The organism is Oribacterium sp. HCP28S3_H8 (genome assembly GCF_052064775.1).
In the GTDB taxonomy this organism is placed as follows: domain Bacteria; phylum Bacillota; class Clostridia; order Lachnospirales; family Lachnospiraceae; genus Oribacterium.
Map to the genome: position 1 here is coordinate 320,193 of NZ_JBQHUZ010000002.1, position 11,655 is coordinate 331,847.

Annotated in this window: 10 protein-coding genes; all 10 read left to right on the forward strand. The window is 48.3% G+C overall.

The genetic code is table 11. The features are described 5' to 3' along the window. Nucleotides 1-20: 20 nt before the first annotated feature. The 10 genes from recA (at nt 21) to ACTNEN_RS03595 (ending at nt 11,638) form a co-directional block, all read left to right on the forward strand. Nucleotides 21-1,127 carry a recombinase RecA gene (recA, locus tag ACTNEN_RS03550; RefSeq protein ID WP_441204701.1) on the forward strand — a complete coding sequence of 369 codons (1,107 nt, stop codon included), beginning with the start codon at nt 21-23 and terminating at the stop codon, nt 1,125-1,127. A 181-nt stretch (nt 1,128-1,308) separates the two neighbouring features. Continuing rightward, nucleotides 1,309-1,860, forward strand: a complete 552-nt coding sequence (locus tag ACTNEN_RS03555; protein WP_441204702.1) for a regulatory protein RecX — start codon at nt 1,309-1,311, stop codon at nt 1,858-1,860. Between the two features lie 46 nt (nt 1,861-1,906). Continuing rightward, the gene (locus tag ACTNEN_RS03560) at nt 1,907-2,680 is read left to right on the forward strand and encodes a TMEM164 family acyltransferase (protein WP_441204703.1); all 774 of its coding nucleotides are present in this window, start codon (nt 1,907-1,909) and stop codon (nt 2,678-2,680) included. Between the two features lie 163 nt (nt 2,681-2,843). Next, entirely contained in the window at nt 2,844-3,152 is a 309-nt protein-coding gene (trxA, locus tag ACTNEN_RS03565; RefSeq protein ID WP_441204704.1) for a thioredoxin, read from the forward strand. Nucleotides 3,153-3,166: 14 nt separating this feature from the next. Further along, a complete protein-coding gene (gene trxB / locus ACTNEN_RS03570; RefSeq protein WP_441204705.1) occupies nt 3,167-4,078 on the forward strand; it encodes a thioredoxin-disulfide reductase in 912 nt (303 codons plus the stop codon). Nucleotides 4,079-4,107: 29 nt separating this feature from the next. Then, the gene (locus ACTNEN_RS03575; RefSeq protein WP_441204706.1) at nt 4,108-4,653 is read left to right on the forward strand and encodes a glutathione peroxidase; all 546 of its coding nucleotides are present in this window, start codon (nt 4,108-4,110) and stop codon (nt 4,651-4,653) included. 28 nt (nt 4,654-4,681) lie between these two features. Beyond that, a complete protein-coding gene (locus ACTNEN_RS03580; RefSeq protein WP_441204707.1) occupies nt 4,682-5,131 on the forward strand; it encodes a MarR family winged helix-turn-helix transcriptional regulator in 450 nt (149 codons plus the stop codon). Nucleotides 5,132-5,358: 227 nt separating this feature from the next. Next, on the forward strand, nt 5,359-6,909 hold the full coding sequence (gene rny, locus ACTNEN_RS03585; RefSeq protein WP_441204708.1) for a ribonuclease Y: 1,551 nt from the start codon (nt 5,359-5,361) through the stop codon (nt 6,907-6,909). Nucleotides 6,910-6,931: 22 nt separating this feature from the next. Next, nucleotides 6,932-9,778, forward strand: coding sequence for a transglycosylase domain-containing protein (locus ACTNEN_RS03590; RefSeq protein ID WP_441204709.1), 2,847 nt, complete (start codon nt 6,932-6,934; stop codon nt 9,776-9,778). 138 nt (nt 9,779-9,916) lie between these two features. After that, on the forward strand, nt 9,917-11,638 hold the full coding sequence (locus tag ACTNEN_RS03595; RefSeq protein ID WP_441204710.1) for a putative manganese-dependent inorganic diphosphatase: 1,722 nt from the start codon (nt 9,917-9,919) through the stop codon (nt 11,636-11,638). The last annotated feature ends 17 nt before the right edge of the window (nt 11,639-11,655 follow it).

The window sequence follows — 11,655 nt, forward strand, 5'->3', positions numbered from 1 at the left end:
CTAAATGCTTGGAGGATAAAATGGCAGCAAAAACCAGTAAAGCTCCTGTAAATATAAATCAGGATCACGATGAAAAGCTTAAAGCTCTGGATGTGGCTTTAACGCAGATTGAAAAGAATTTCGGCAAGGGCTCCGTCATGAAGCTGGGTGAGTCCGGCGCCAACATGAACATAGAGACCGTACCGACAGGAGCACTTTCGTTGGATATTGCGCTTGGTGCCGGTGGTTATCCTAAAGGGAGAATCATAGAGATCTTTGGACCGGAATCCTCCGGTAAAACGACGCTTGCGCTGCATGCAGTTGCGGAGGTGCAGAAAAGAGGAGGCATTGCGGGCTTTATTGATGCCGAGCATGCCCTGGATCCGAGATACGCCGCCAATATCGGGGTGGATATTGATAACCTTTATATTTCTCAGCCGGACTCCGGTGAACAGGCACTTGAGATTGCGGAAACCATGGTACGCTCCGGCGCAATGGATATTCTGGTCATTGACTCCGTTGCGGCGCTGGTACCTAAGGCGGAAATTGACGGAGAAATGGGTGACTCACATGTCGGACTGCAGGCACGGCTTATGTCGCAGGCACTGCGCAAGCTTACCTCTGTGATTTCCAAATCCAACTGTATCCTGATTTTTATCAATCAGCTGCGTGAGAAGGTCGGGGTGATGTTTGGAAGTCCTGAGACAACTACGGGCGGACGCGCACTTAAATTCTATGCTTCTGTCCGGCTGGATATCCGCAGAATCGAGACACTGAAGCAAAACGGAGATGCATCCGGTAACCGGGTACGCGTCAAGATTGTAAAAAATAAGATCGCACCACCCTTTAAGCAGTGTGAGTTTGATATCATGTTTGGTACCGGCATCTCTAAAGAGGGCGATGTCCTGGACCTTGCAGTGAATGAAAATATTGTGGAAAAAAGCGGCGCATGGTTCGCCTATAAGGGAGATAAAATTGGGCAGGGACGCGAAAATGCTAAGGTCTACCTGCATGATAATCCCCGTGTGCTTGCAGAGATCGAGAACCAGGTGCGGGAGAAATACGGACTGCCGGTAGATACCTATGAGCAGGCGGAAGCGCAGGCAGCCCCGGAAGGCGCGGAAGATCCGGATCAGCCGGAAGCCTGAGACAACGAGACAGCGCTGAGCATACATGATTTTGTTCAGGCATAGGACAGAATCAATACCTGAAGTGCAGCAGGATCATGCCACATATGTTACAAGCCATACTACATATGGAACCCAAAGCCGGATATTTCCTGATGGAAATATCCGGCTTTTTCAATGATGAATAAGAAAGCAGCAGACAATGAAAAATTTTGAGGATTTTAAGGCAGAGTTCGGTGAGGAAACAGAGTATAATCTGGATCCGAAACGACTTTCTGATCGGGACAGGCTTTTGAACCGATGTAAGGAACGATGCCTCTATCTGATTACGGATTCTGAAAAAACGGAGCAGAGCCTCCGTACAAAGCTTAAGAAATCCGGCAAGTATCCGGATGAGATTATCGACGAGACAATGGAGTTTCTCAAAAAATATGATTATCTTAATGATTTACGGTATGCGGAGCATCTGATCCGACTTTACCGGGGATCCAAGTCTTTGCGCGAGATCGAACAGAAGCTATATCAGCGTGGTGTAGACAGGGAGACGATAAAGGAGGCAATGCAGGATTTCCGGGAGACGGAAGGTACGGAATCCGAGATGGAGGCAGTGAGACTTCAGATCCGGAAAAAGGTCCGGGATGTCTCTGCTATGACTGCAGAGGAACGCAGGAAGCTTTATGCGTCATTGATGCGGAAGGGGTTTTCCTATAGTGTCGTAACCAAAGCGCTGGAGCTCGACCAGCAGTATGAGTGATGCACAGGAAGCTGCTGCGGTCGCTTTAAGATAGAGGCAGGCGGAAATGATGGATGAGATAGACAAGATAGATAAGCTCAATAAGATCAATAAGATCAATAAAATCGATCGGATGGATGAGAAAGATTCGTTTTCTGTAGAACGGAAGCTTGGAAGACCAATCTTTATGGTATCGGTGCTTTTACTTTTGCTGGAGTGCTGGAAGCAATGGTACTTATATCATGTTTACTTTGGTGGAGGGTATGATGTCTGGTATCTGCCATTTCAGCTTTGTTCGACGCCGATGTATCTTGGGACCTTTTACGGATGGCTCTTGAGACCGGAAAATGCCGGGTATGGAAGCTTGCGAAAGGCAATTCTCACGTATCTCCAGGACTTTGGTCTCCTGGGAGGAATTGCCGCACTGATTGTACATGATGGATTTACACATCCGGATTTTCCGCTTCTTACGCTCCATGGCTATGTGTGGCATATCCTGATGGTACTGATGGCGCTCTACATTGCGGTGCATCATATGGCAGCACAGCGGATCAAAACATTCCCAATCGTCCTTCCACTTTTTGCGATCGGTTGTATCTTGGCGGAAATCTTAAATGTGATTTTTCATCCGTATGGTGACTGTGATATGTTTTATATTTCGCCGTATCATCTAAGCTCCCAGATTGTTTTCCATGAGCTTGATGCGGTCATCGGCAGACCGCTGGGCATTATCATCTATCTTATGACGGTGGTGCTGGGGGCATTTCTCATTCACACTGGCATCTGTCTGCTGCAGCAAGGACGAGAGGGGCTTGGAAGGAGTGCCTTAGGCTCCAGGTAGAACCAGTTAAATTGTGCAAAATTTATTTTGAAAAAAGCTTGACAATAGTGATTTAATTGCGTACAATTTAATCACAGGTTAAGGAAAACCTGGTAGGCAAAGAAGCAATCCATGAGAACGACTCATTGGAATCAATGTATACAAATGATATGGAGGTATTACCATGGCAGCAACAAAGGTTACAACAGCAGAGTTTGAAGAGAAGGTTTTGAAGTCCGACGTTCCGGTACTTGTTGATTTCTGGGCAGATTGGTGCGGTCCATGCAAGATGCTCTCTCCGATTGTTAATGAAATTGCGGATTCCGCAGACGGATTTAAGGTTATGTCTGTGAATGCCGATGAGGAGCCGGAGCTTCTCACAAGATATGGCGTAAGAGCCATCCCGACACTGATTGTATTTAAAAATGGTGAGCCTGCAAAGCAGAGTGTAGGTTTTGTACCTAAGGAGCAGGTTCTGGATCTTCTGAAGTAAAGGTGGAAGGCAAAATGTACGATATTGTTATTGTAGGTGCAGGTACGGCGGGGCTCTCCGCAGCAATTTATGCGGAGCGCGCCGGCAAGAAGGCACTGGTGCTTGAAGCTGCCGCATACGGCGGACAGATTATCAATACACCGGATATCGAAAATTATCCGGGCATTGCACATATTTCCGGCTTTGACTTTGCAACCGGGCTCTATAATCAGGCAAAGGATCTGGGAGCCGAAATTAAGTTTGAAAAGGTTCTTGGCATCGAGACGGATGGTAATGAAAAAATTGTCAAAACCTCCGGTGGAGAGTATCGCTGCAAGGCGGTGATCCTTGCGACAGGCGCCAAGAACCGTCCGCTGGGACTGGACAATGAAAAGGAACTGGTTGGTAAGGGCGTTTCCTATTGCGCCACCTGTGACGGTATGTTTTTCCGTAATCAGCCGGTGGCTGTCAATGGCGGCGGCAACACGGCGGTAGAGGATGCGGAGTTCCTGGCGAACTTCTGCTCCAAGGTATATATCATTCATAGACGGGATGCGTTCCGTGCGGATGAAAAAGAGGTAGAGCGTCTTAAGGCTAAGGAAAATGTTGAATTTATCCTCAATGCCACCGTTACCAAGCTGAATGCAGATGACAAGGGCCTCAAATCTATTGAGGTTACTGATAAGAACACAAAGGAAGTGCGCACTCTCGAGGTGAACGGACTCTTTGTTGCGATCGGGCAGTCTCCGGACAATACTGCATTCGCTAATGTAACAAAGCTGGATTCTAAAGGATATATTGAGGCAGGAGAGGACTTAAAGACCGGCACCGACGGCATCTTTACTGCGGGAGACTGCAGAACCAAGACGGTGCGGCAGCTTACAACGGCAGCATCAGACGGAGCTGTGGCAGCGTTGGCAGCATGTGCCTATATTGATGCTCTCTAAGACAAAATTAATATAAGGAGGAAAAAGCTGTGGCTTCAATTTATGATATAAAGGTTCTTGATAAAGAAAAGAAGGAAACCACCCTTGCAGAGTATAAGGGCAAGGTTATGCTCATTGTAAATACTGCTACAGAGTGCGGATTTACGCCGCATTATGAGCAGCTGGAAGATATGTATAAAAAGTATCAGGATCAGGGATTTGTTGTACTGGATTTTCCGTGTGACCAGTTCGGACATCAGGCTCCGGGCACAGAAGAGGAGATCGCAAAGTTCTGTTCCTCCAGATTTGGCGTAACATTCCCGATGTATGCCAAGATCGATGTTAACGGAGAGCATGAGACAGAGCTTTTCCGTTATCTTAAGAGCCAGCAGGGCTTCAAGGGATTTGGAGAAGGCAAGATGGCGGACTTTATGAAGGACTTTGTCGGTAAGGCACATCCGGATTATGAGTCCACACCGGATATCAAGTGGAACTTTACAAAATTCCTCGTTGGCAGAGACGGAACCGTGCTGGATCGTTTTGAGCCGACCATGGATATGGCAGAGGTTGAAAAGAAGGTTGCTGCAGCGCTGTGAATGCCGGCAGGAGAGGAGGAAAGCATAGATGGCGGAAAAATATGATGCATTGAAGCTGGAAAATCAGCTCTGCTTTCCTCTCTATGCCTGTGCCAAGGAAATTACCCGGAGGTATAAGCCGTTTCTCGATGAGGTGGATCTTACCTATACGCAGTACATTGCTATGATGGTGTTATGGGAAAGACATGAGATCAATGTAAAAGCTCTTGGTGAGTGCTTATATCTTGACTCCGGAACGCTGACGCCACTTCTGAAACGTCTTGAGCAGAAGGGACTTGTAACCCGGGAAAGATCCCATGAGGATGAACGTTCGTTGATCGTAAGGATTACGGAAGCCGGGATGAAGCTGAGGGATCAGGCGGTGGACATACCAGTTAAAATGGGAGGCTGCGTCCACCTCAAGCCGGAGGAAATGCATACCCTGCAGAAGCTTTTATATAAAACTCTTGGCTGTATTGAGGAATCCATGAAGCAGTAAATGAAAGACCATGTCGTGCAGTAAGGTACGGCATGGTCTTTTGCTTTTGCTTTCTCTTGTATCGTCAGTTGACAGTGATTATGATTTTATATAAAATGAAATAGTTAAGTTAATGTAGAGAAATCGGAAACGGTATCTTATTATAAAAATATAAGAATTTCAGTGGGACCCGTCGGGTCCTGGTTTAAGTTCGCATTAACAAATCAATACGTGAGGGAGGTACTGAAGTGACCCCAGTTGAAATTATTATTGCTGTGGTTGCTCTGGCTTGTGTGGGTGCCATCATGTTTGTGGTGGGCCGTAATAAGGAGAAGTCTGACTATGCGAGAACCGTAGGTTCGGCTGAGCAGAAATCCAGAGAAATCATTGATGACGCAATCAGAACGGCAGAGGATAAGAAGCGGGAAGCGTTACTGGAGACAAAGGAAGAGGTCCTGAAATCCAAAAATGACCTGGACCGTGAAATCAAGGATCGCCGTAAAGAGGTTTCCGATCTGGAGCACAGAGCGCTCAAAAGAGAGGAAGCTTCGGAAAAAAAGGCTGTTGCACTGGAACAGAAGGAAAGTGAACTTGCCAAAAGGGATGAGGCTTTAAAAAGCAAGGAGGCAGAGGTAGAGGATCTGCATAATCAGAAGGTTGCCGAGCTGGAAAGAGTCTCCGGTCTTACCAGGGATCAGGCAAAATCCGAGCTTCTCAAGTCTGTAGAGGAGGACATCAAGCATGATACAGCGATGATGATCCGGGAGTATGATAATCAGGCAAAAGAGGAATCGGAAAAAATTGCGAGAAACTATATTGTAGATGCAATTCAGAGATGTGCCGCAGATCAGGTGACGGAATCCACGGTTTCTGTGGTTCAGCTTCCCAATGATGAAATGAAAGGACGGATCATCGGACGTGAAGGCAGAAATATCCGTACGCTGGAGCAGCTGACAGGTGTAGAACTGATTGTAGATGACACACCGGAAGCGGTTGTGCTTTCCGGCTTTGATCCGGTGAGGCGTGAGGTTGCCAGAATTGCACTGGAAAAGCTCATTGTAGATGGACGTATCCATCCTGCCCGGATCGAGGAGGTTGTGGAAAAAGCCCAGAAGGAAGTTGATGAGACAATCAAGGAGGAAGGTGAGGCTGCAGTCCTTGAGGTCGGTGTCCACGGAATCCATCCGGATCTTGTAAAGCTTCTCGGACGGATGAAATACAGAACCTCATTTGGACAGAATGCACTGAGACATTCTGTGGAGGTTGCACAGATTACCGGTCTGCTTGCGGAGGAGCTTGGACTGGATGTCCGGATCGCCAAGAGAGCAGGACTTCTGCATGATATCGGCAAAGCCATTGATCATGACATGGAGGGCACCCACGTGCAGCTTGGTGTGGATCTCTGTAAAAAGTATCATGAGCCGGAAACGGTCATCAATGCTGTAGCAGCACATCATGGCGGTACGGAGCCGACATCCTTAATTGCCTGTCTCGTTATGGCAGCGGATGCGATTTCTGCAGCTCGTCCGGGCGCCAGAAGGAAGTCGCTTGAGACATATACCAACCGTCTTAAGGAGCTTGAGGATATCACCAATTCCTATAAGGGCGTAGAGAAGTCCTTTGCAGTGCAGGCAGGACGTGAGGTCAGGATCATGGTGATTCCGGATCAGGTTTCCGACGATGACATGACTATTATGGCGCATGACATTGCCAAACAGATTCAGGAACAGATGCAGTATCCGGGTGTAATCAAGGTCAATGTGATCCGCGAGTCAAGAGCGGTAGATTACGCTAAGTAAGGCATAATAAACACACTGAAAAATGGATAAAAAAGATAATCATACGAATATAGATATATCCGGAGATGCTCCGCAGAAAAAACATCCGAGGCAGAAGCATCGTGTATTAAGATTTTTTAAACGTTTACTCTTAGGTCTGCTCGCCTTTACGGCGATTGCAGGCCTTTCTGCGTATTTTCTGGTAATCAAGCCGGAATATGAAAAGCTGCGGGCGACAGCCTATGACAAGCTTGCCTCTGTGGATGTAAAAGAACTCACAAAGCTCGAGGATACTAAGATTTACGATACCAACGGGGCGCTGCTGGGCACCATTAACGCAGGTCACTTTGAGTATGTCAAAATCAATGACATCAGCATGAATCTGCAGAATGCCTACATCGCCCAGGAGGACCGGAACTTTAAAATCCACCATGGGGTGGACTACAAGGCGATGCTGAGAGCAGCGCTGCAGCTTGTAAAAAACAAAGGCAGAATCACGCAGGGCGGATCGACCATCACCCAGCAGGTGGTAAAAAATACCTACCTTACCAGTGAGCGTACCTTTACCCGTAAATTTGTAGAAATAATGCTGGCGCAGGAGCTTGAAAAGATGTACACCAAGGCGGACATCATGGAGCTTTACTGTAATACCAACTTTTATGGAAACAACTGTTACGGAGTACAGGCGGCTAGTCGTTTCTATTTTGATAAAAATGCAGCAGACCTAAATGAAACAGAGGCTGCAACCCTCGCCGGCATATCCAATGCTCCAAGCCGCTATGAGCCGGTGCGCCACGCGGATGCCTGTCTGGAAAAACGAAACCAGGTGCTGCACTCCATGATGGAATGCGGTTATATTACAGAGGAGCAATATCATACCTTTACGGCAATCCCGCTCACAGTTGTACAGAATACGCAGGAAGGGACAGATGAGGATTACCTGACATCGTATGCTCTGCACAGTGCAGCGCTTACCCTGATGGACCTGAATCACTTTGATTTTGAGTATATCTGGGATACGCAGGACGCAGAGACTGCCTATAAAGAGAAATATAACGAGGCATACGACTATTATATTACGGAGATCCGGAACGGCGGATACAGCATCTATACATCTCTGGATCCGGCAGTGCAGAATAAGGTGCAGGAGCAGCTGGATCATACACTCTCCGGGTTCCAGGATGTACAGGAAAACGGTAAATACGCGCTGCAGGGCGCTGCTGCAGTTGTGGACAACCGGACCGGGTATGTCGTCGCAACCATCGGAGGGCGTGGAACGGATGACAAATACAATCGTGCCTATTTAAGTGCTCGTCAGCCTGGCTCCTCGATTAAACCGCTGCTGGATTACGCACCGGCAATCGACAGTGGAGAATACACTCCCACCACGATGATCGATGATCATAAATTTGATAACGGGCCGTCCAATGCCGGCGATGGCTATCATGGTATGATTACGCTGCGGGAGGCACTGAACCGGTCTCTTAATACCGTTGCATGGCAGATCCTGGATGATCTGGGTGTAAAAAAAGGCCTTCAGTATCTTGCTTCCATGCATTTCCAAAATATGAGCTGGATTGACGCCACAACCAAGGCGGTTTCCATCGGAGGCTTTACCTATGGTGTCAGAGTGGTGGATATGGCAGAAGGCTATGCGACACTTGCAAACCGGGGACAGTTCAGCGGCAAGACCTGCATTACAAAGATTGTGCATGAAAAAGACGGAGAACTGACCAAGGATTATAAACCGGTGGGCGGACAGGTATATCGTGATGATACGGCATTTATTATTACGGATATATTAAAAGGTACCTTGACCCAGCCTTATGGCACGGGATATGGACTGGCTCTTGCCAATAACATGCCGGCGGCAGGTAAAACCGGAACGACCAATGAGTCCAAGGATACCTGGTTCTGCGGATACACAAAATACTATACCATGGCAGTATGGGTGGGCTATGACCAGCCTCAGGCGATGCCAGGTGTGTATGGCGCAACCTATGCCGGCAAGATCTGGAAGGCTGCGATGGATCAGCTCCATGAGGGACTTACACCGGAGGACTGGGAACAGCCGGCTACGGTAGAGCGTAAGGTTGATGAGACTACCGGAATTGAGGATTATTTTTCAACCACAGCGGAAATCCGAGCAGCGGCATCTCTCAGGGAAAAGGCAGATGCTGCCAATGCGGAGAAGCTGGAGAGCCTGCTTACGCAGTATGAGTCCATGGAAATTAATGAGGTAAAGGATGTATTTACCGAGAGAAACCTGTACAAGGAGGCAAAGCCGATTGCGGATGAGCTCGAGGACTCGGATACCCGCACAAAGGCACTCTCCCGGCTCATGAGCCGGAAGGCATACTTTGATAATATTGAGGAGAGCATGTCGGACAGTATTGACAAGTATCTTGAGGTAAAAGCGGAGGAATCCAGACAGCAGCAGTCCAAAGACGCATCCAGGGCAGAGGAGTCACGGGAGGAGTCCATCAAAAAGGTTAATAAGGACTCGTTCCTGCAGGCGCTGGATACGCTGGAAAACCTGGAATATCAGGATGAAACCACGGAGGATCTCATCCAGGATGCAGTGGATAAGCTTCAGTACTGTGAAAACTACAGTGAGGCTTACAGTTATGCATCCGATCTGCAGAGTGCGATCAGCCGTGCACGGGCTTTGCCATATAAGGCGGAGTACGATGAAAAGCAGTCGGCAAGTGAAGCGGCTTCCCGCGCAGCACAGCAAAATCTTGAGCAGCAGATTTCAGGCTTGCAGCAGTCGCTTGAAGCAGGAGCAGCCTCCGGTAATGCCGGATCCGGTAACGGACCAAAAGCAGATCCGGATGCGGATGCAGGCGCGATTGCGGGCAAAAATATCGCTCCGGGGATGACACCATAAGGACGACCTCGCAGGTTTTGTGCCATAAGGCTGCTGCCGGACAAGATGCGATCCATACAGTTACGGTTTCATCTACGTGTTTCATTTATAAAAAAATTATACGAAAAAATTATACGAGCATTTGAAAAGGAGTTTATCATGCCAGATTCAGTAAAAGAAAAGAAGGCAATGCATAATACAGAGCGGGAAATCCTGATTACAGGACACAGAAATCCAGACACAGATTCCATTTGCGCAGCGATTTCCTATGCAAGACTTAAAAACAAGATCAATGCGACAGATCGTTATGTTGCCTGCCGCGCGGGTAATCCCAATGCGGAAACCAGCTTTGTGCTGGAACATTTTAAAGTCGCAGCGCCCAGACTCATCCGCTCTGTAAGGACACAGGTCAGCGACGTGGAGTACCGTAAGACTCCCGGAGTGGATCAGAACATGTCTCTAAAGCAGGCATGGAACATCATGAACAATGAGCACATCTATACGCTTCCGACGGTATCCGGATCCGGGAATCTCAACGGGCTGATTACGCTGGGCGATATTGCAAAATCGTATATGAATGTTTATGATTCCAGTATTATCTCCAAGGCACATACACAGTATAAAAATATCCTGGAAACGCTGGAGGCCACACTTGTAACCGGAGATGTCAGCCGCTTCTGTACAGAAGGCAAGGTGCTGATTGCCGCCGCCAATCCGGAGATGATGTCCTATTATATTGACAAGCATGATATCGTCATCCTCGGAAACCGCGCGGAGAGCCAGCTGTCAGCCCTTGACAATGGTGCGGACTGCATCATTATCTGTGAGGGTGCCAATGTTTCGCCTACTATCAAGGCACTGGCAGAGCAGAACGGCATGATCATTATGGTCACAAGCTACGATGCATATACCGCAGCCCGCCTGATCAACCAGTCCATGCCGATCAAGTACTTTATGACCAAGGATAAGCTGGTGACCTTCAGCGAGGAAGATGCGATCGATGACATTCGCGATATCATGACCTCGATGCGGCACAGAGACTTTCCGGTGCTCTCCAAGGACGGAAAGTACCTTGGCATGATTTCCCGCCGGAATCTGCTGGGCGCCCATGGCAAGCAGGTGATCCTGGTGGATCATAATGAAGCGGGTCAGGCAGTCGAAGGCGTGGAAAAGGCGGACATTCGCGAGATCATTGATCATCATAAGATTGACGCCGTGCCGACAATGTCCCCGGTATATTTCCGGAATCAGCCTTTGGGCTGCTGCTCGACCATAATTTACCAGATGTATAAGGAAAACGGCGTGAAGCCTGATCCGGAAACGGCAGGACTTCTAATGTCCGCCATTATTTCCGACACCCTTCTCTTTCGTTCACCGACCTGCACGGAGGTTGATAAGGCGGCAGGCAGGGAGCTCGCGGAGATTGCAGGAGTAGATATTGAGAAATACGCGCTTGAAATGTTTGCGGCTGCGTCCAACCTGAAGGGCAAAACGGATTCCGAGATTTTCCATCAGGATTTTAAGAAATTCACAGCAGGCAAGGTGCATTTTGGTGTAAGTCAGGTAACCAGCTTAAACGCAGATGAGCTTGACCAGCTGAAGCCGAGGCTCATTTCCTATGCGCAGAAGGCACTTACTGAGGAGGGAATTGATATGAGCTTCATTATGCTCACAAACATCCTCAATCAGGATACGATCCTCATCAGTGTCGGCGCAGGCTCGGGTCAGCTTGTGGAGAATGCTTTTGCCGTGCATTGTGATCATGAGATCGGAGATCCGGAGGATCCGACAGATGACAGCTGGACGGTTCGTCTGCCGGGTGTAGTCAGCCGGAAAAAGCAGCTCGTGCCGCCACTTACCATGTTTGCGGAGCAGCTTTGAGCTTCAAAGACCTGATG

What these genes read in the sequence shown, in the direction of transcription:
- recA (WP_441204701.1), top strand. Translation starts at nt 21, where the DNA reads ATGGCAGCAAAAACCAGTAAAGCTCCTGTAAATATAAATCAGGATCAC.
- ACTNEN_RS03555 (WP_441204702.1), top strand. Translation starts at nt 1,309, where the DNA reads ATGAAAAATTTTGAGGATTTTAAGGCAGAGTTCGGTGAGGAAACAGAG.
- ACTNEN_RS03560 (WP_441204703.1), top strand. Translation starts at nt 1,907, where the DNA reads ATGATGGATGAGATAGACAAGATAGATAAGCTCAATAAGATCAATAAG.
- trxA (WP_441204704.1), top strand. Translation starts at nt 2,844, where the DNA reads ATGGCAGCAACAAAGGTTACAACAGCAGAGTTTGAAGAGAAGGTTTTG.
- trxB (WP_441204705.1), top strand. Translation starts at nt 3,167, where the DNA reads ATGTACGATATTGTTATTGTAGGTGCAGGTACGGCGGGGCTCTCCGCA.
- ACTNEN_RS03580 (WP_441204707.1), top strand. Translation starts at nt 4,682, where the DNA reads ATGGCGGAAAAATATGATGCATTGAAGCTGGAAAATCAGCTCTGCTTT.
- ACTNEN_RS03590 (WP_441204709.1), top strand. Translation starts at nt 6,932, where the DNA reads ATGGATAAAAAAGATAATCATACGAATATAGATATATCCGGAGATGCT.
- ACTNEN_RS03595 (WP_441204710.1), top strand. Translation starts at nt 9,917, where the DNA reads ATGCCAGATTCAGTAAAAGAAAAGAAGGCAATGCATAATACAGAGCGG.